General features: G+C 39.9%; 18 protein-coding genes and 1 pseudogene. 5 read left to right on the forward strand and 14 right to left on the reverse strand.

Translation table 11 applies throughout. The features are described from left to right. Positions 1–131: 131 nt before the first annotated feature. The 4 genes from rnhC to AB6M99_RS10590 all read left to right on the forward strand — a co-directional run bounded on the left by rnhC (position 132) and on the right by AB6M99_RS10590 (position 4,617). Positions 132–1,028, forward strand: coding sequence for a ribonuclease HIII (gene rnhC / locus AB6M99_RS10575; protein WP_121836447.1), 897 nt, complete (start codon positions 132–134; stop codon positions 1,026–1,028). 71 nt (positions 1,029–1,099) lie between these two features. Next, positions 1,100–1,696 (forward strand): signal peptidase I, encoded by a 597-nt coding sequence (gene lepB / locus AB6M99_RS10580; RefSeq protein ID WP_121836448.1) that lies wholly within the window; start codon positions 1,100–1,102, stop codon positions 1,694–1,696. A gap of 84 nt (positions 1,697–1,780) precedes the next feature. After that, a complete protein-coding gene (locus AB6M99_RS10585; protein ID WP_121836449.1) occupies positions 1,781–4,195 on the forward strand; it encodes an ATP-dependent RecD-like DNA helicase in 2,415 nt (804 codons plus the stop codon). Positions 4,196–4,392: 197 nt separating this feature from the next. Beyond that, positions 4,393–4,617, forward strand: a complete 225-nt coding sequence (locus AB6M99_RS10590) for a hypothetical protein (RefSeq protein WP_121836235.1) — start codon at positions 4,393–4,395, stop codon at positions 4,615–4,617. A 557-nt stretch (positions 4,618–5,174) separates the two neighbouring features. On the opposite strand, the gene nrdG is transcribed toward AB6M99_RS10590, so the two are convergent. The 14 genes and pseudogenes from nrdG to AB6M99_RS10660 all read right to left on the reverse strand — a co-directional run. After that, complete coding sequence (gene nrdG, locus AB6M99_RS10595) at positions 5,175–5,774, reverse strand: anaerobic ribonucleoside-triphosphate reductase activating protein (protein WP_121836236.1); 600 nt, start codon at positions 5,772–5,774, stop codon at positions 5,175–5,177. A gap of 33 nt (positions 5,775–5,807) precedes the next feature. Beyond that, positions 5,808–6,311, reverse strand: a complete 504-nt coding sequence (locus tag AB6M99_RS10600) for a GNAT family N-acetyltransferase (RefSeq protein ID WP_369350759.1) — start codon at positions 6,309–6,311, stop codon at positions 5,808–5,810. Further along, positions 6,283–7,239, reverse strand: a complete 957-nt coding sequence (locus AB6M99_RS10605; protein WP_369350761.1) for a Gfo/Idh/MocA family protein — start codon at positions 7,237–7,239, stop codon at positions 6,283–6,285. Before AB6M99_RS10605 ends, AB6M99_RS10600 begins: the two co-directional genes overlap by 29 nt. 118 nt (positions 7,240–7,357) lie before the next feature. Beyond that, positions 7,358–7,489: a hypothetical protein gene (locus AB6M99_RS10610; protein ID WP_121836239.1), complete on the reverse strand. Its 132-nt coding sequence runs from the start codon at positions 7,487–7,489 to the stop codon at positions 7,358–7,360. A 33-nt stretch (positions 7,490–7,522) separates the two neighbouring features. After that, entirely contained in the window at positions 7,523–8,095 is a 573-nt protein-coding gene (locus AB6M99_RS10615) for a DUF2625 family protein (protein WP_121836240.1), read from the reverse strand. Beyond that, entirely contained in the window at positions 8,095–10,266 is a 2,172-nt protein-coding gene (gene nrdD, locus AB6M99_RS10620; RefSeq protein WP_121836241.1) for an anaerobic ribonucleoside-triphosphate reductase, read from the reverse strand. The genes AB6M99_RS10615 and nrdD overlap by 1 nt, the downstream gene beginning before the upstream one ends. 116 nt (positions 10,267–10,382) lie before the next feature. Beyond that, positions 10,383–11,987 (reverse strand): DUF2079 domain-containing protein, encoded by a 1,605-nt coding sequence (locus tag AB6M99_RS10625; protein WP_369350764.1) that lies wholly within the window; start codon positions 11,985–11,987, stop codon positions 10,383–10,385. Between the two features lie 263 nt (positions 11,988–12,250). Beyond that, positions 12,251–12,562 (reverse strand): DUF1292 domain-containing protein, encoded by a 312-nt coding sequence (locus AB6M99_RS10630; RefSeq protein WP_121836243.1) that lies wholly within the window; start codon positions 12,560–12,562, stop codon positions 12,251–12,253. A 72-nt stretch (positions 12,563–12,634) separates the two neighbouring features. Next, positions 12,635–13,054, reverse strand: coding sequence for a Holliday junction resolvase RuvX (ruvX, locus tag AB6M99_RS10635; protein WP_121836244.1), 420 nt, complete (start codon positions 13,052–13,054; stop codon positions 12,635–12,637). Beyond that, on the reverse strand, positions 13,051–13,320 hold the full coding sequence (locus tag AB6M99_RS10640) for an IreB family regulatory phosphoprotein (protein ID WP_027974214.1): 270 nt from the start codon (positions 13,318–13,320) through the stop codon (positions 13,051–13,053). Before AB6M99_RS10640 ends, ruvX begins: the two co-directional genes overlap by 4 nt. A 276-nt stretch (positions 13,321–13,596) precedes the next feature. Further along, positions 13,597–13,995, reverse strand: coding sequence for a transcriptional regulator Spx (gene spx, locus AB6M99_RS10645; protein WP_121836245.1), 399 nt, complete (start codon positions 13,993–13,995; stop codon positions 13,597–13,599). Positions 13,996–14,208: 213 nt separating this feature from the next. Continuing rightward, positions 14,209–15,363, reverse strand: a complete 1,155-nt coding sequence (gene recA / locus AB6M99_RS10650; protein ID WP_121836246.1) for a recombinase RecA — start codon at positions 15,361–15,363, stop codon at positions 14,209–14,211. Positions 15,364–15,394: 31 nt separating this feature from the next. Next, the gene (locus tag AB6M99_RS10655) at positions 15,395–16,666 is read right to left on the reverse strand and encodes a competence/damage-inducible protein A (protein WP_121836247.1); all 1,272 of its coding nucleotides are present in this window, start codon (positions 16,664–16,666) and stop codon (positions 15,395–15,397) included. A 124-nt stretch (positions 16,667–16,790) separates the two neighbouring features. Continuing rightward, positions 16,791–17,039: pseudogene (locus AB6M99_RS10660) on the reverse strand (hypothetical protein); the annotation flags it as partial. Between the two features lie 534 nt (positions 17,040–17,573). Here AB6M99_RS10660 and AB6M99_RS10665 point away from each other — a divergent pair. Further along, on the forward strand, positions 17,574–18,428 hold the full coding sequence (locus AB6M99_RS10665; protein WP_369350768.1) for a helix-turn-helix domain-containing protein: 855 nt from the start codon (positions 17,574–17,576) through the stop codon (positions 18,426–18,428). Positions 18,429–18,570: the final 142 nt, after the last annotated feature.

Below are 18,570 nucleotides of genomic sequence, written 5' to 3' on the forward strand. Positions count from 1 at the left end.
CCGCTCCGTGTTTAGTCGTATCTCACAACCAAACAACCCTTTCCATTATTACTCTAACTCCTACCATTATAACGCAAAATTAGAAAATGGTAAAATATGACCTTTTCTTCTCTTTATGTTACAATATTTCTATGAACACTATCGTCATGAAGATGGGAGAAGGACGAACTAAGTCCCTAGCTCAAGAACTCGCTAACTACCAAATTACTAACAATAATCCTTATGTTTCCTTTGCTGCTAAGGTTTCTAGCACAACCGTACTCGTTTACACTTCGGGTAAGATTGTCTTTCAAGGCAGCGGCGCCCAAGGCTTAGCGGAGTCCTTTGGTTATGTTTTGGAAAATAGCAAAGCAGTATCACCTGCTGGGCAAAATCTCTCATTGATTGGTTCAGATGAGGTTGGTAACGGTTCTTACTTTGGTGGCATTGCTGTTGTTGCGAGCTTGGTAACACCAGACGATCATGCCTTTCTCAAATCACTTGGTGTCGATGATTCTAAAAATCTAACAGACCTCAAAATTCGTCAGATTGCGCCAATCTTAGAAGATAAAATCCCTCACAAAGCTCTGCTATTGTCTCCTAAAAAATATAACGAAGTCGTGGGGGAAGGCAAAAAGCATAATGCCGTCTCTGTTAAAGTGGCTCTGCATAACCAAGCGATTTTTCTGCTCCTACAGGAAGTCGCAACACCCGATAAAATCGTTATCGACGCCTTTACCAGTCAGAAAAATTATGAAAAGTATCTCAAAAACGAAGCCAATCACTTCAATAATCCTCTGACTTTTGAAGAAAAAGCTGAGGGGAAATACTTAGCCGTGGCGGTTAGCTCCATCATTGCCAGAAATCTCTTTCTTGAAAATCTGGAAAAGCTGAGCAGTGATCTTGGTTATAAACTCCCAAGCGGAGCAGGAGCAAACTCTGATAAGGTTGCCAGCAAAATCCTTTCTGCCTACGGGATGGAAGGACTTCATTATGCCGCAAAACTCCACTTTGCTAATACACAAAAAGCACTAAAACTCTCGAAATAAGAGAAAACTATTAACTACTTGAAAGGACAAAAAACGTTCGAACCTCTCGAACTAACACTATTTTTTAATCTATGAAACAATTTATCAAAGAATGGGGACTTTTTCTCCTCACAATGTCTGCTATCCTCCTCTCTTCTATCTTTGTTTGGTTCAGCGTTACTGTTGATGGTCACTCTATGGACCCAACCTTAGCCGATAAAGAATATCTCTTTGTCGTAAAAATCTCTAAAATTAATCGTTTTGACATTGTCGTCGCAGATGAGACTGATGAGAACGGTGAATCTAAAAAAATCGTAAAACGTGTCATCGGTATGCCTGGAGATACCATCACCTATGACAACGACACCCTCTATGTCAATGGTCAAAAAACTGAAGAACCTTATTTAGACGAATACCGTAAGCTGTTTGCTAAGGATAAATTGCAGAGCACCTACTCTTATAGCAAACTTTTCCAACAATTAGCGGAACAGTCACCCTCATTTACGGCTGATCGTACTGGTTCAAGCTCCTTTACAGTTACCGTTCCAGAAGGACAATACTACCTTCTCGGAGATGACCGTATCGTCTCAAAAGATAGCCGAGCAGTAGGAACCTTTAAAAAAGAAGCCATCATTGGTGAAATCAAATTCCGCTTCTGGCCATTTAACAAAATCGGAACCGTTGATTAAAAGTTGCCAAAATTTGTCATCACTATCTAGTGAAAAACTCACATTTCAAGGTTGAGCTACGCTCAACCTTTTTACTAAAAAACTATGAACGAAGTATATTTTTCAGGCGAGATTAATCGCATTATTTTTGAAAATGCTAGTAATTTTTTTAAAATTATCTTGCTAGACATTGAAGACACAGACAGTGACTTTAATGATTTTGAAGTCATCGTGACAGGAACGATTGCTGATGTTATCGAGGGGGAAAACTACACTTTTTGGGGAGAATTGACCCAGCACCCTAGGTATGGTGAGCAGCTCAAAGTCACTCGCTACGAGCGGGCTAAACCGACTTCCTCTGGTTTGGTCAAATATTTCTCCAGTGATCATTTCAAAGGCATCGGGAAAAAAACAGCTGAAAAAATTGTCCAGCTTTACGGTGATAATACCATTGATAAAATCTTGGAAGATCCATCAAAATTAGCTACCATTTCTGGCTTGTCCAAAGTGAACCGTGAAGGCTTTCTTGCCAAATTAAAGCTCAATTATGGAACTGAACAAATTCTCGCAAAACTTGCCGAATATGGATTGACCAACCGTGTTGCCTTTGAGATTTTCAATCAGTATAAGGACATGACCCTTGACATCATTCACGAAAATCCCTACCAGTTAGTAGAAGATATTCAAGGGGTTGGTTTTAAAAGTGCTGACCTTTTGGCAGAAAAGCTGGGCATCGAAGCTGATGCACCCCAGCGCTTCCGCGCAGCCCTTGTTCACAGCCTCCTAGAAGCCTCTTTGGAAAAGGGGGATACCTATGTCGAAGCTAAGGAATTATTGGAAAGGGCACTTTACATCCTAGAAGAGGCTCGCCAAATTGAGCTAGTTCCTGCGCAGGTCGCTCAGGAACTCCAAAACTTAATCGCCGAAGATAAGATTCAAAATGTTGAGACGCGTATCTTTGATAATACCCTCTATTATGCAGAAGAAGGGATAAAAAAACACCTATCTCGCATCATGGAAACCCCATTAGAAAAAAATCTTGACGACGATAAAATCTCCGAAGCAATTACTCGTATCGAAGCCAATTTCAAGTTGGCCTATGATGACATACAGAAAAAAGCCATTCACGATGCCTTAAAGAGCAAAGTTTTCATTTTAACCGGTGGACCTGGTACTGGAAAAACAACTGTTATCAACGGCATCATTGAAGCATACGGTAAACTCCACGGCATTGACACTCATAAAAACGAAGTTCCTATCACTCTAGCTGCCCCAACAGGACGTGCTGCCAGACGCATGAATGAGCTGACAGGATTGCCAGCAGCGACCATTCATCGTCACCTCGGACTAAATGGGGACAATAACAACGATTACCAATCCATTGATGATTATCTTGATTGCGAGCTTATCATCATTGATGAGTTCTCTATGGTAGACACTTGGCTGGCTAACCAACTTTTTGCCTCAATTGCCAGCCATACACAAGTTATTATTATCGGTGATAGCGACCAGCTTCCGTCTGTCGGCCCTGGGCAAGTTTTAGCTGATTTGTTAAAAATAGCAGAGCTTCCACAGGTTGCCTTAACCAAAATCTTTCGACAGTCTGAAGATTCGACCATTGTTACCCTAGCTAGTCAAATGCGTTCGGGACAGCTTCCTGATGATTTTACCCAGAAAAAAGCTGACCGCTCTTATTTTGAAGCTCAAGCACAATACATTCCAGATATGGTGGAAAAGATTGTTCGCTCTGCCTTGAAATCTGGTATCAAAGCACAAGATGTCCAAATTCTAGCACCCATGTACCGAGGACAAGCAGGTATTACCAACCTCAATACTCTCATGCAAAACCTCCTTAATCCTAAGGAAGAAAAACTCGAATTTCTATTCAACGATCAAATCTTTAGGAGCTCTGACAAGGTCTTACATCTGGTTAATGATGCAGAACTCAATGTGTTTAATGGAGATCTTGGCTACATTACCGAATTAATGCCCGCCAAATACACAGACAGCAAACAAGATGAAATCACCATTCAATTTGATGGGAACGAAGTCACCTATCCTCGCAATGAGTGGCACAAGATTACCCTTGCCTACGCCATGTCTATCCATAAATCTCAGGGCAGTGAGTTTCAGGTAGTTATCCTACCTATCACGCGCCAGAGCGGTCGCATGCTCCAGCGTAACCTCATTTATACAGCCATCACACGCTCTAAAAGCAAACTCATCATGTTGGGAGAACTCTCCGCCTTTGACTACGCTGTCAAAAATGAAGGAGCTAGTCGTAAAACGTATCTAGTGGAACGCTTTGGCAATCAAGTAGTTGCCAGTCAGACAGTCCCTGTTCTTGATGAATCAACTACAAGCCCCCTATCATCAAATGCAGAATCGCCTACCACAGACAGCCCTGCTTTATCTCCACAAAAGCCTGAAAATTATCGTCTCACCGAAGAAAACTTTCTAACGATTGATCCAATGATTGGTATAACAGAGGAAGATATCGCAACCTTTTTTAAGTCATAATAGCTAATTAGCAGGTTATCTTTATGAAACTTTTATCTTTTCTTAATGGTCAGTTTAGCAAGACATGATATGATGAAAGCAACAAATAAATAATGTAGACAGTGATAAGGAATAGAACAATGTCTTAAGAAATTTCTATCATCAAATAGACTTGACAATATCCTGACACTCACTACAGTACATAAGGAGACAAAATCATGACTACTACTCGTCAAAGTAAAAAACTCGCAAAATTGGCTATCCTTGGTGTAGGGTTCTTATTCAGCTCCCAAGCTATGTTTGGAACAGTCTCAAACAAACCTACAGCTAGCACAACACCAGCAGCGGATAACTCAACTATCTTCAAAGACACCCAAAAACTTGCTACTGATTCTAATCAAGCGACTGCTGAAAACTGGATGTCATTTGGCTTCTTATTCTAAAATGTGACATACGAGTTCTTTAATCCTCAAGTCAATTAGCTCCCTTTTGAAGATAGTAAGAAATCTACACATTAAAAAATGGCTTATACTTGATTAAAATTTAACACATAAAAATTCCCAACCATCAACGTTTTTAAAACATCATGGTAGGGAATTTTATGATTTATAGATATCTTTAATACTTGTCAAAAATCAAAAATTACTTTTTTGCTTCTTTCTTAAAAGGTGCGGACGCTCAAAAGATTTGGGGGGCATTTTGAGGTGGGAAATAGAGTTGACAAAGTCAACATCAAAACTTCCTTTGGAGTTTCATTGCTACTTTTTGAGCCTAGGTCTCAAAAAGTCCGTTATAATCAAGAGTTTACTCTTGATTATAATACCACCATGGCGAAAGAAGCGATGGGAAATTGATACCTTTATTGATTCTTAAGTTTGCTCAATATGCTAATTTTGATTTTGGTTGAGTATAAACTATCCGTGATTGAAAATAGAATAGAGCAAAGCAGATAATCACTACTAGACCACTATTTATTAAAATGACTTAACCGTAATAGGTTTTATATCAACTCATCTCGACTGACTTGCTCATAATTTTGCTGACCATCATTTAGCCTCTCCCAGATGACAACCTCTCCTTGTGCTAATGACTTTTGCACATCAATAATCCGTTGATTTGAAGAACCTCTGAATTGCAACATGAGGTTCTTTTTTGTACGATCAAAACGTCCATCCACCAAAATATCAATCAAATGGAGCAATTCCAATTTATCATCGGTCTCCAGCATCATTTCTTCCCAAGTGTAACCTGTCCAAGACCAAATATCTTTCTCTGGCAATTCCCTGCGAATGCGTTTGACAAGAGGCAGTAAAATCCCTGTATTTAGGAAAGGCTCGCCACCAAGAAGTGTCAGCCCTTGCACATAAGGCTGAGCCAAATCTGCCATAATTTGGTCTTCCAATTCTTTCGTGTAAGGAATGCCTGCGTTGAAGGACCAAGTCGCCACATTATAGCAGCCTTCACAATGAAACATACAACCAGCAACATAGAGACTACAACGAACGCCTTCACCATCAACAAAATTAAAGGCTTTATAATCAATAATCCGCCCCTGACTAAGTTCCTCACTCTTCCATTCTTGCGGTTGAGGATTATTCATCACCTACCTCCTTTCACACAGGTACCATCATGCCTATATACTTGCTTCCTCAATCCAGTAGCGCTCTGTCCCCTCACGGGTATCCTCTAGGACACCCCCATTCGCCACGATAACAGCACGACTAGCTGAATTGTCAACACTACAAGTCACTAGAATTTTCCTTATATTTTTAGAAATGGCTGCGCTGACGCCCTGTTTCAACATTTCCTTGGCGTATCCCTTGCCACGCTCAGATGGTCTGACAGAGTATCCAATATGACCACCTTTCTCACGTAAGTAATCATTTAATCGCAAGCGCAGATTGAGAAAACCAACAGCACGGTCCCCTTCAAAGCCGACAAATTGCACCGCAGGGACCCAGCCTTCTGGAATATTGAACCCCATCTCCGCATCCGCATTTCCAGCTAGCCATTCGTCATAATCAAAGTTTTCAGTAGTCCAAAAACCACCATCGTGAGCTGAACCCGTTTCTTCAAACTCCCGCATAAGGTTTAGCACTGCTTCTTTATCAGCTAAGGTCGGTCTGCGTATTTCCATAAAATGCCTCCAAATTCAATTCACCAAATGGCTCTTCTGAACGATTAATCTGATCACAAATCCAATGACTTAACAAACTGGATTCAGGTGACACAGGATTGATTCCAGTCTCAATAGCCTGTAAAAAAGCCTTAATAATGCTCTCAAACCCACGTTTGTAGAGTGTGGTATCCCAAGAACCAAAGTTTTTACGTGTCTGATGCGTTCCTGTAAAAATCGTCAACTCATCCAAATTTTCCAAGTGGTAAGTTAATTGTGGTGTTTGCACCTCCATGATTTCACGACGACTTCCAGACTGCAAGTTCATGCTGGCTACGATAGAGGCTTGAGCCGTCTGTAATTGAACAGATACCTGACTCAATAAACCGTCAACCAGATGATAATGGAAATGTCCCGCAATCGGTTTGTCATCAGCTAGATAAAGTGCGGTGTCCAACGGATGAATAAAGAAATCAAAGAGCTTGTATTGCAACTCACCCAGACGGTTCACATCATTTTTCTCCACCACAATGCGTTTCTTATCTGTCTGCTCTGCCATGTCCAAAACCCTAGGCGCAAAACGACGGTTAAAGCCTGCCATCAAAAAGGTACCGTTGGCTGCCGCTAGCTCATAAAGAGCCTTGGTCGTCTCGTAAACCTCCGTCAAAGGCTTATCCATGTAGACTGGAATTCCTTTTTCTAAAAACAGCTGCGCAAGGCTCACATGAGCCACTGTCGCTGCATGGATAAAGACCCCATCTAACAATGCCTCAGCTAAAGATTCGACTGTATCGTAAGTTGTGCAAGCTCCAAATAAACTTGCCACCTCTGCCAATACGGCTTGATTTCTGGTTGACACATGCCAATGAATGCCCGATAACTGTCTCATATAAGGCAAGTAAGCTTTCTGTGAGATTCCACCTAGTCCAACAATACCAATCTGTTTCATCTATTCTCCTATCCGATGTTCGTCAACTAAAAATATCTAGCCAACTCCCAAATTGCACTTATCAAAAGACCAAAAAAGCAGGTGATAGCTATTCACCACCTGCCTCCTACTTGTTCGCTTATTTTTTCTTAGTCGCTTTTTTCAAGAGCGCTTGCACGCGCGCCTTCTTATCGTTTTTTACAGTCGAATGTTTCTCGTGAAACCTTTCAACCTGCTGCATGCCCTTATAATCTAATTGATATTTTCCCATGACCTGCTCCTTTCTTTCATGCTTTTCCATTTTTTACAAAAAAGACTTTTCAAGCTCAAAAATATCTGCCATCGGTACTATTTTGGTTGAAAAACCGTCCTGACTTTCTTTAGACCAAAGAAACGGATAATAACTAACTCCTTCGTGAGGTTGGAGTTGTTCCAAATCCTGCTCCCAGCCCTCCCATCTAGCGTGACTGTAAAACATAGCCATCCTTTGAGGACTGGTACTAAATAAAATCAATTCATTGTAAGAAATGTCTAAATCTTCCCACTCTAAACCATCTGCTGAAAAATAACGAATTTTTCCATCTGATTGTTGCGCAAACAGTCCACCTGTGACATCTTCTGCTACTATGAGAGATGAGAACTCTGATAACTCTTCATTTTTGGTGGCAAAATCATACTGACCACTGCCATAAATTCGAAGCCAGTTTTCCACGACTATACCACCTGTATGAAGCAAGATATTACCCATAAAAGATTCTTCATCAATTTGATAAATTGACTTTAAATGGTCCACCGCCTGAGGATTTGGCTCACAAATCTTAACTGTCATATCTGTCTGACAATACTGTTTTTCTAACCAATCAATCATATCACTCATCAATTTCCCTCAACCTTAATCGTTGAGCCGTTCATGTGTTTCACACGTGCAGAGATTTCCTTGTGACGGCCATTGACCATCGGACGCGCCTGCGGATTTCCTAAATAGCCACAAGTACGCTTCACTACGTCCACCGTCTTAGGATCACTGTTTCCACAATTTGGACACTTAAAGCCACGTTCAGTTGGATCAAAATCACCTTCAAAATGGCAAGCGTAGCACTTATCAATTGGCGTATTGGTTCCCAAATAGCCGACACGATCATAAGCATAATCCCATACAGCTTCAAGCGCCTTCGGATTTTGTTGAAGGACTGGGTATTCGCAGTAATGAATAAAGCCTCCGCTGGCACCAGCTTCTGGGTAGATTTTTTCAAAATCTAATTTTTCAAATGGTGTTGGGTTCTTACGAACATCATAGTGGAATGAATTGGTGTAATACTCTTTATCCGTAATGTTTTCCACAATACCGAATTTCTCCGTATCCAAACGACAGAAGCGGTCTGTCAAACTCTCTGATGGTGTCGAATAAACTGAGAAATGGTAGCCGTACTCGTTTGACCAACTTTCACAGAATTCTTTCATCTGACGGACAATATCGACCGTAAAATCTTTAGCGGCAGCATTTTTCTCCCAATCGCCACCATAGAAAACCGTTGCCACCTCGTAAAGTCCAATGTAACCAAGAGATACCGTTGCACGACGATTTTTAAAGAGTTCATCAACCTTATCCGTCTTCTCCAAACGTTGTCCAAAAGCACCATATTGATAGAGGATTGGCGCATTAGCAGGCGTCGCCTCTTTGACACGCTCCACACGATAGACCAAAGCGTCCTTAGCAATAGTCATACGCTCTAGGAAAAGGTCCCAAAACTTGTCAATATCACCATCTGACTCTAGGGCAATGCGGGGCAGATTAACCGTAACAACCCCTAGATTCATACGTCCAGAAGTCACATCATTGCCATTGTCATCTTTCCATCCTTGCAAGAACGAGCGACACCCCATTGGCGCCTTGAAAGAACCTGTAAGCTCAATAATCTTATCATAGCTCAACATATCTGGGTACATGCGTTTCGTTGCACACTCCAAAGCCAATTGCTTAATATCATAGTTTGGTGTCCCTGGCTCCAAATTAAGCCCACGTTTCACCGTAAAGATTAATTTTGGAAAAATCGCGGTGCGACCTTCACGACCCAAACCTTTAATGCGGATATTAAGAATAGCCTTTTGAATTTCACGTTCAAACCAAGACGTTCCCAAACCAAAACCTAGGGACGTAAATGGTGTTTGCCCATTGGAAGTAAACAAGGTATTAATCTCATACTCCAAAGATTGCATGGCATCATAGATGTCTTTTTGTGTCTTTTGACGGGCATAATCTTCACGCTTCTCTTCGACCACCCACTCCGCAGCATCTTTCAAATGCTTTTGGTAATTAAGCTCTGCGTAAGGCGCTAAAAATTCATCAATGCGATCTGCCGTACAACCACCGTATTGACTAGAAGCCACATTGGCAATGATTTGAGAAATCTGAGCGGTCGCTGTCTGAATGGATTTCGGACTTTCCACCTCAGCATTTCCAATCTTGAAGCCATTTTTCAACATCCCTTCAAAATCAATCAAACAACAATTGGTCATTGGTGTATAGGGACTATAATCCAAGTCATGATAGTGAATGTCACCTTTTTGATGGGCATTCGCCACATGAGGTGGTAACATTTTGAGACCGATTGATTTACCGACAATACCAGCCGTCAAATCACGTTGGGTATTGAAAACATCACTGTCCTTATTGGCATTCTCATTAACCACCGTTTGGTCTTTATTAAGCAATTTATCAATTGAAAAATTAATATCCGTTGCCTTGGCACGGTCAAAATCACGTTTGGTACGGTAGTTGATGTATTCCTGAGCCAGAGCATATTCTCCAGCCTTCAAAAGCTCATGTTCAACAATATTTTGAATTTCATAAATTTTAATATTGTCATGAAAGCGATCATTGATTTCTGCAACAATACTTGCTGCAAGTCCCTCAAGTTTATTTTCAATCAGAGGTGTCAGCGATGTTATCTCATTACTTGCTCGCACTAGCGCCTGATAAATTTTATCCGTATCAAAAGCTACCTGTCTACCATCACGCTTAATTACTGTAATCGTTTTAATCACCATCACTGATACACTCTTTTCCTTTAAATGTTAACAAAGTCTATTATAGCATTACCACAAAAAAAATCAACATATTGTGCCAAAAAATATTTAAAACACAATATATTGATATCAAACCCTTATTTTAATTGGTAAACGGTAAAATGCTCTAGATTGTCTAAAGACAATTTCGTGTAATGTTTTGATAAACTTTCTGTGACCGATTGGCTCACCGTCAAGGCATTATTCACGACAACGATTTTTGATTGACTACCTAAAAAGTCATCTTCAAAGTCTCTGACACGACTGTCAGAAGCCTGATAAAGACTAGCCACCGGATAATGAGTTGCCGTACGACGCTTGCTTAACAAATAAATGTCTGCCCGATTATCAATGACAACCACAGGCTCATCAGCAGCCGTATTCTCCTTAAGATAGCTAGCAATCACCGCCCGTTCACTATCCAAACTCTCATGCGTCATCTTTTGGTAAAATGGCAGAGCTAATGCCACCACTACCAAGACCACTGGACCCATCAGATGGCTAACGAGGAAGCTTCCCCACAAGCTACGCTCATCCTCTGGACGACGGTGTGAATTGCGACGCATCTGACGTTGCTTGGCAAAACCATCAAGGCTAATAACCGTTAATATTAGGCCAAATGGCAGAGCTGGCAAGAGCTGATAGAAAGCCCAGCTTTTTGACAAGACCGCCCAAACCACATAAACCAAAAGACTAAGAAATAGTAAAACACGAGACAACTGATCTGTCTTAACTTTTCGAATGTGCTCAAAAAAGACCACTCCCCCTAAAAGTAAACCAGATAAGAAAGCAAGCCCAACTTGCAGAAGCACTGTCTGCCAAAGAGAACCATCCCCCCATGCCAAATGTGTGAAATTATAAATCAGAACCTGTCTCAAATAAGGAACCGTAAGCTCAAGGGTAAAAATGAAATACCCCACCGTATAAATGATGAGAATCAATCCAAAAAAGATAGCAAGATTCTGATAGAACCCACGTGCCAAACGCTTTTGAGACAAATTATATCCTGATAACAGCACAAAAGCAATCAGCCAAAATAACAAGGTCTTAGGCTCAAAAAACAAAGCCAAGGCAGCATTAAGCCCGTAAAGAATAAAACCCTCGTCCTTAGTCATTCCTGCAAAATAACGAATAAGGAACCAAAGCCCCATCAAAACAAATGGTGCCGCCCACTGCATAGGATAAAGCCCCCCAAAACCAAGAACAATATTAGCCAAATAAAAAGCTATTCCTCCAGTCATACTAGCATCATGGCTATCCGTATAAAACAGAATGATTTTTGAAAGCGTCACTCCTGATACATAAAGTGCTAACAATTGAATCCCAAGCAGATACAGTTGGCTTCCCCATGCCTGACTAAGACCAATGACAGCATAAAAAAGAAAACCGCCTGTTGTAAAAAGATCACTATAAGGTAATTGATTCTTCACCATCATCAATCCCGCATAAAGATTAAATTGCTGATAATCTGTCGCCAAAGAAGTCATATAAGGCAAGACAACAGTCAATGCAGTCACAATAACACTCAAAAGTAATAGTTGAAAGTGTTGTGTAAAGCCTAAATGAAAATGTCTTGGAGCTTTTGGTTCTGTCTCCTGTAGATATTGACTGTCTTCAAGAGACTCATAAATCTCTCTATCCTCACGATGTCTACGACTATACGTCCCTCGTTGAGTTATTTGCATTTCTTTAGTATCGTTCACGATAAGTCTCCTTGCTAGTTACCTTTCTAGTATAACCAAAAACTAGCATATCGTCAATTTTTCCAAGAGCTTGGCATAGCGTAACATTTCTTTAAAAGTATGCAAATACTTGGATTCATAACGTTCCATAAACGCTTTTTCTTCTTCTGTTAGTCCCATAAATAGTCTCCTTTCAAAAGAATATTCGTAACAAAAGAAAAATGTCTCCGACAAACTAAAAAAGTTGAGATAAGCACCTCAAGTACCTATCTCAACTTCTTGTCTTATTCATTTTCATCAAGGAAGCTATTGAAAACTTCTTCAATCATATCCCATTCAGCATCTGAATCTTCTGGGATTGGTTGTAAATCGCCTTCAGTACCATCTTCATTTTCAGTGAATGAGTAAGCTTGAATTTCAACTTCACCTTCTGCATCTTCTTCTGCCCCATGAGGTACAAGAAGAACATAGTTTTTACCAAATTCTTCACGCCCATCAATGGTCATCAAGATTTCAAAAAGTGTTTCGTTTCCTGCTTCATCAACAAGAGTGATCAATTCCACATCTTCGTGGTTATGGTTGTGTTCGTGTGACATAGTGTCTCCCCTTCTCTATAGGCTAAACTCAAAGATTTCTTGTTCTCTTTCTTTAGCCAAAATCCTTTATTATTAAAAATGTCTATCTAAGTAATTTTGCAAAATAAGCTGCGCTGCTAATTTATCAATGACCTTCTTACGTTTACCACGACTAATATCTGCCTGTTCAACCAACATACGTTCAGCCTGAACCGTTGTCAAACGCTCATCCTGATAATCCACTGGTAAACTGAAAAGCTCAGCAATTTTTTCGCCATATGAACGACTAGCCTCAACACGAGGTCCTTCAGTGTTGTTCATATTTTTAGGAAGTCCAACGACAAATTTGTCAACACGGTATTCCTTGACCAATTCACCTAAGCGATCAAATCCAAAGTTGCCAGCTTCTTCATCAATTTTAATGATTTCAACCCCTTGTGCAGTAAAACCGAGTGGATCACTAATCGCAACACCAACCGTCTTAGAGCCAACATCTAGTCCCATGATTCTCATTTGAGGTCAATCCCATTTCCTTTAAGATAGTAACGAACAAGCTCTTCAACAATTTCATCGCGCTCATACTTACGAATCTGATTGCGAGCGTCATTATAGCGTGGTACATAGGCAGGGTCACCACTCAATACATAACCAACAATCTGGTTAATTGGATTATAGCCCTTTTCATCCAAAGAACGATAAACACTCGTTAATGTCTCGCTAATCTCCTTGCGATTTAAATCGTTCAGATTAAAGCGGACAGTTTCTTCTGTAAATCCCATAAAAACACCCTCTTTCTGCTATGGTCATGGCTCTATTATAGCTTATTATAGAGGATTTCACAAGTTTTCTAGTGTTCTTTTAAATGACAGAATACGAAAAATTAGCCTTTTATCTAATCTCGTAACAATCACTAGTGATACTATCAGACTGCCTAACCAATAAATAAGAAAATTGAACTGTGATATAACTTTCCATACAACAAGCGTTCCTTTATTACTTTACGAGTCCGTGGCACCACAAAAACGCCAGATACTCTCTGGCGTCCCTTTTCATTTTTACAGTGCTGCACGCATGCGAGCTTGAGCGTTCTCGACATTACGAATCGAACGTGGTAAGAAGGTGCGAATATCATCTTCTTTATAACCAACTTGCAAGCGTTTATCATCAACTAAAATAGGGCTTTTTAAAATGCGAGGATTTTCTTGAATTAAGTTAATCACTTCATTAACACTCAATTCATCAAGATCAAAATTAAGGGCTTTAGCATAGCGATTTTTTGAAGAAATAATGCTTTCAACCCCTTCTTCAGTTTTGGTTAGAATATCCATGATTTCCTCTCTGGTGAGAGGCTCTTTACCAATATTTTGTTCTTTGTAAGGGAGTTTGTGGGCATTAAGCCAACTTTTGGCTTTTTTACAGCTAGTACAACTTGAAACTGTATAAATAGTAATCATGTTCCGTCTCCTTTCACATGATAGTATGATTATACCACAAACATCCTATGAATAACATAGGTCTTCGGACCTATTTGCTATTAAAATACAAGTTTTGAGGTTTTAAACACAGCGTCGTTATAAAATGTCCCACATTGATAACAACACTGACAGGCCGAACTTTCATTCACAGCAACTGACTTCTCTTTAAAAATCAGTTCCTATTCAGCCTTCTTAATCATCCAACTCAAGCTCAATAGCAATATCTTCAGTATCAATTTCCGGTGCTGAAGTAACTTCTTCGACAACTGGAGTTGCTTTAGCAGCTTTTTCTTCGTCGCTTTCTTCAAGCAAGCCATAGTGCAAACGAACCTTACGATCGATTTCTTCAAACACTTCAGGGTGTTCTTTCAGATACTCTTTAGCTTTTTCTGAACCTTGGCCAATTTTCTCATCGTTGTATGAGAACCAAGCGCCAGCTTTTTTGATAATATCCAACTCTGTCGCAATCTTAAGAAGCTCACCTGTTTGTGAAATGCCTTCACCATACATGATTTCAACTTCTGCCACTTGGAATGGCGGAGCAACTTTGTTTTTTACGACTTTAATCTTAGTTTCTTTACCAATACTTTGATCTTTTTGGTCGCCAGTCCCTTTGATTTGAGTGCTACCACGTACATCCAAACGTACAGAAGCATAGAATTTCAACGCACGGCCACCAGGAGTTGTCTCTGGATTACCAAACATTACGCCCACTTTTTCACGCAATTGGTTGATAAAGATGGCAATCGTCTTTGTTTTATTGATTGAGGCACCAAGTTTACGCATGGCTTGACTCATCATACGAGCTTGAAGACCAACATGGCTATCACCAATATCTCCATCAATCTCAGCACGTGGCACAAGAGCAGCAACTGAGTCAATAACGACCAAATCAACTGCACCTGAATCGATCAATTTACCAGCAATTTCTAGCCCTTGCTCACCTGAGTCAGGCTGAGAGAGAAGCAACTCATCAATATTAACCCCAAGAGCTGCTGCATAGGCTGGATCAAGGGCATGTTCCGCGTCGATAAAGGCAGCAATACCACCCTCTTTTTGTGCTTGAGCAACCGCATGAAGGGCAACTGTTGTTTTACCTGAACTTTCAGGACCGTAGATTTCAATAATACGTCCTTTAGGGTAGCCACCCGCACCAAGAGCGATGTCTAGCGCCAATGAACCTGAGCTCATCACTTGAACTTTCTGCTCCGCACGTTCACCCAATTTCATCACAGCGCCTTTACCAAAGTCTTTTTCAATGCCTTTTAAGGCTTCTTCCAAAGCTTTCTGACGCTCGTCACCAAATTTTTTGGTAATTTCTTCTGTCTTTTTGGTTTTCTTAGCCAATATTTTTACCTCTTCTTAGATATTCTCTCTATTATACTAAAATTTCATCAGATAATAAAGCCTGACGCACAAGATTGAAAGCATGAAGAGTGGCGATATAACGGACATCCGCACGACTACGCCCACCAATTACCACCTTAATACTTGTCACACTCTTTTCACTAGCAAGTCCTATGAAAACTGTTCCTACCGGTTGTCCCTCTAGTTCATCTGGCCCAGCGACACCTGTAAGAGAGATTGCAAAATCACTACCAACTAATAATCGTGCCTGCTCTGCCATTTTTTCAGCCGTAAAAGCCGAAACCACACCATGACCTTCCAAGTCTTCCTTAGCAATACCAAGCATTTTAGCCTTTTCTGACAAACTATAAGTCACAAAACCACCTGCAAATACTTGAGATGCTCCTGAAATATCAGCAATGCTTGATTGGAAAAGCCCAGCTGTTAAACTCTCAGCTGCTGTCAAGGTCTTCCCCTTTTCTTTCAGTAGGTTGACCACAGTTTGGGCTAGACTATTGTCATCGCCGTAACCATAGCAGAGCTCCTTGAGAGCTTTTCCTTCTAAGGTTTTAACAGACAAGATTTGACTTTCGAACCCCTCTAAACGAGCAATTGCCTCCGCCTCTGAAGTCGCCTTGGTCGAGAGACGCAAGGTCACCTCGCCCGTCTTAGCATAAGGAGCAATGGTTGGATCTGTCTGCTCATCAATCAGATCAGACAAAACCGTCACCAATTGGCTTTCCCCAATCCCAAAGAAACGGAGAACACGAGAATACAGGCGTTTATGGTCCTGACTTAGAAGTGGTACTAGGTTTTCATTAACCATCGGCTTTAGCTCACTCGGTGGACCAGGCAAGACGACATAACGAACCCCATCAGCCTCAATTAAGCCTCCTACAGCCAAACCAGTCACATTTTGGATGGGGATTGATCCTTCCACTAATTGTGCCTGACGTTCATTGTTTGGTGTTCGAGCATACTGTGGACGCGTAGAAAAGAAGTCATCTAATTTTTGACTGGCTTGAGAGTCAAAAACCAATTTTTTTCCAAGGTATTTCGCCAAAGTCTGCTTGGTTAAGTCATCCTCAGTCGGACCAAGACCCCCACACAAAATCACCAAATCGCTCCGCTTTGCCGCAATGTCAATCACAGATAAGAGACGCTCCTCATTGTCTCCAACGGCTGTCTGAAAATACACATCAATCCCCAGCTCCGCCATTTTCTCCGACAAAAATTGAGCATTCGTGTTGACAATCTGCCCTGTTAAAATTTCGGTCCCAACCGCAATAAGTTCAGCTTTCATATGACCTCCTATATGATTATTCGTTATTTATGAGGATATTTTATCATAAAAAAACTCACCTGTATAAAATACAAGTGAGGCTTTTGTAACTTATTGAACCAAATTTAATAAAGCTGGTCTTGCTTCACCAAGCATAGTTAGGTTCAACACAGGTCAGCATAGCATTTAATAATTCTTCTGGTGCTACTTTTTTCAATCCACCATAGACAGGATCACTAACTCCAGCAGATGGGTCAAGATAGTAGATATACGCTATATCTTTTCCATTTTCAGTAAGCTGAGAGCCATTTCCTATAACGTTATGTTCACCAACTTTACCAGGGTAAATTTTTGAACTATCAAAAATATAATAGACAGAGTAACATTCATCAACGAATGAAATTTCATTACAGAATTATCATTTGTAAAGCTTTTTCCTTTTTCAATCTGATTTTCTATTTTTTTGAAAGCTTTTGAAAAAATCATCTCATGATGCCTAAAGAGGCTGAGAAAAAAATTATCCCAACCTCTATATTATTTTAAATATTGAGTTAACCACCTAAAAATAAATAACCTAAAGCCATCGTTACAAAGAACGCAAACAAGAATAGTAAACCAAACCAAAAATATTTTATTTTTTTTGCATACTAATGATAATATCACTAAACATATTCCATATAATGGAAATACGTTAAGAAGTAAAGTATTACTAATAAAATAATTTTGACCTAGCCATCGATTTGGAACAAATGCTAATGATAGCCACACAAGGATAGGTATACCGACAATTAATACAAAATAATCATCAGCAATTTTTTTGATACTTTTTAACATCCTATCTATTTCCTCCTTTTTTGATATAATGATATCTTCATATTTTTTATATTTTCAAAATGTATAATATTTTCACACCTAAAGGAGGACTAATATGCGCTGGGATTATGGACAAATCTATAAAACAATCAGAACATCAAAAGGATATACGCAAAATGACGTCTGCGGAGACTTTATGAGTCGCTCCACACTTGCTAAAATCGAAAGTGGTGAAGTTATCCCTAGTTTTGAACGAATGGTATTTCTCCTCGAGCAAATAGATATGACTTTACCTGAGTTTAAATATATTTGTAACGAATATCATCCCAGTCAACGTCGAAAAATTATGACGACTATTCAAAATCAAAATTCATTCACGGAAATTCAGTCCCTGTCTAAACTACTCGAAGATTGCAAAACCTATCTTAAAACTCACCATGATGTACCAATCCAAAATCTCTACCACTCCTTACAAATTATTTTAGAAATTCGTAAAAATGGTATTGAAAATAATGAAACTTTACAAAGTATGACCCAATCTATTTGGAATTACCTAGAACCAATGGATACTTGGTATATTAGTGACTTGAAATTTCTAGGAACTATCCTCTATCATTTTGATATAGAACCCCTACCTCATATTGTTGAAAAGATTCTAAGTAGCCTTGAAAAATACAAAAACTACCGAGATATTAATCCTTTTCAACTCACATTACTCTCTAATCTGTCAACTATATATTTACAAAAGGGACTTATTAAAGATTGTGAACAGCTCACTCATAAAATCCTGACACTCTCAAAAGAACTAAAAGTTTATAACAGCTTAGGCTTTGCCCAAGTCCGTCTCGGTATCTGTCAAAGAGATGAATCTCTGATTGACAAGGGCTTGACACTGTTAAAACTCACTGAAGAAGAGGAATTAGTTGCTACGCTTGAAAAAGAAGTTGAGCAATTTTATAGACAAAAATAAGCCTACCGAAGTGATAGGCTTTTGGGATTATTTTAACCGAAATGATTTTTTCAATTGCGTTTCCCAGTCGCAAGTGAGAATCATTTTATATTCGATTTCTTATTGAGCAATTATTGAGCCTGTGCCTCTTTTACAGCCTCAA

Source organism: Streptococcus hillyeri (genome assembly GCF_041081565.1).
Taxonomy (GTDB): Bacteria; Bacillota; Bacilli; order Lactobacillales; family Streptococcaceae; genus Streptococcus; species Streptococcus hillyeri.

What these genes read in the sequence shown, in the direction of transcription:
- rnhC (WP_121836447.1), top strand. Translation starts at nt 132, where the DNA reads ATGAACACTATCGTCATGAAGATGGGAGAAGGACGAACTAAGTCCCTA.
- spx (WP_121836245.1), bottom strand. Translation starts at nt 13,995, where the DNA reads ATGATTACTATTTATACAGTTTCAAGTTGTACTAGCTGTAAAAAAGCC.
- nrdG (WP_121836236.1), bottom strand. Translation starts at nt 5,774, where the DNA reads ATGAATAATCCTCAACCGCAAGAATGGAAGAGTGAGGAACTTAGTCAG.
- AB6M99_RS10655 (WP_121836247.1), bottom strand. Translation starts at nt 16,666, where the DNA reads ATGAAAGCTGAACTTATTGCGGTTGGGACCGAAATTTTAACAGGGCAG.
- AB6M99_RS10665 (WP_369350768.1), top strand. Translation starts at nt 17,574, where the DNA reads ATGCGCTGGGATTATGGACAAATCTATAAAACAATCAGAACATCAAAA.
- AB6M99_RS10585 (WP_121836449.1), top strand. Translation starts at nt 1,781, where the DNA reads ATGAACGAAGTATATTTTTCAGGCGAGATTAATCGCATTATTTTTGAA.
- AB6M99_RS10590 (WP_121836235.1), top strand. Translation starts at nt 4,393, where the DNA reads ATGACTACTACTCGTCAAAGTAAAAAACTCGCAAAATTGGCTATCCTT.
- nrdD (WP_121836241.1), bottom strand. Translation starts at nt 10,266, where the DNA reads ATGGTGATTAAAACGATTACAGTAATTAAGCGTGATGGTAGACAGGTA.
- lepB (WP_121836448.1), top strand. Translation starts at nt 1,100, where the DNA reads ATGAAACAATTTATCAAAGAATGGGGACTTTTTCTCCTCACAATGTCT.
- AB6M99_RS10600 (WP_369350759.1), bottom strand. Translation starts at nt 6,311, where the DNA reads ATGGAAATACGCAGACCGACCTTAGCTGATAAAGAAGCAGTGCTAAAC.
- AB6M99_RS10615 (WP_121836240.1), bottom strand. Translation starts at nt 8,095, where the DNA reads ATGAGTGATATGATTGATTGGTTAGAAAAACAGTATTGTCAGACAGAT.
- AB6M99_RS10605 (WP_369350761.1), bottom strand. Translation starts at nt 7,239, where the DNA reads ATGAAACAGATTGGTATTGTTGGACTAGGTGGAATCTCACAGAAAGCT.
- AB6M99_RS10630 (WP_121836243.1), bottom strand. Translation starts at nt 12,562, where the DNA reads ATGTCACACGAACACAACCATAACCACGAAGATGTGGAATTGATCACT.
- AB6M99_RS10640 (WP_027974214.1), bottom strand. Translation starts at nt 13,320, where the DNA reads ATGGGATTTACAGAAGAAACTGTCCGCTTTAATCTGAACGATTTAAAT.
- ruvX (WP_121836244.1), bottom strand. Translation starts at nt 13,054, where the DNA reads ATGAGAATCATGGGACTAGATGTTGGCTCTAAGACGGTTGGTGTTGCG.
- AB6M99_RS10610 (WP_121836239.1), bottom strand. Translation starts at nt 7,489, where the DNA reads ATGGGAAAATATCAATTAGATTATAAGGGCATGCAGCAGGTTGAAAGG.